This is a genomic window from Bradyrhizobium algeriense, assembly GCF_003062295.1.
GTDB lineage: Bacteria > Pseudomonadota > Alphaproteobacteria > Rhizobiales > Xanthobacteraceae > Bradyrhizobium > Bradyrhizobium algeriense.
On record NZ_PYCN01000269.1, the window covers coordinates 1 to 446 of the forward strand.

Sequence of the window (446 nt, forward strand, 5' to 3'; positions counted from 1 at the left end):
GGTGCGGGCCGAGGCCTAAGGTGTTCACCACCTTGCCGATGGCACCGGAGCGGATCAGCTCGCCGGCCTTGTTGGTGACGCGGCTGCTGAAATGCTCGGAATAGAAGATCGAATAGATGCGCCCGGTTTCCTTCTGAATCCGGCGAACCTCTTCCAACTCCTCGAGCGTGATCATGCCCGGCTTGTCGACCATGTAGTCCTTGCCGTGGCGCATGACCTCGATGCCGATCCGCGCACGGTCCTTGGGGATCGCGGCGCTCAGCACGATGGCGATGCTCTCGTCCTCCAGGATCCGGCGGGCATCGTGAACGCGTTCCGCCTGCAGGTAGCGCTCTTTGAAGGGAGCGGCGAGGTCGTCCTCCTGGGCGAAGAAGGATACGAACTCGCCGCCGGCGCCGAGAAGGGCATCAACCTGGCCGAAGATGTGGTTGTGGTTGATGCCGATG

At 62.8% G+C, this 446-nt stretch carries 1 protein-coding gene; it reads right to left on the reverse strand.

Translation table 11 applies throughout. The features are described 5' to 3' along the window. On the reverse strand, window positions 1-445 hold a 445-nt coding region (locus tag C7G61_RS43460; RefSeq protein WP_244608802.1), incomplete at its 3' end, for a Gfo/Idh/MocA family oxidoreductase. Window position 446 lies beyond the last annotated feature (1 nt).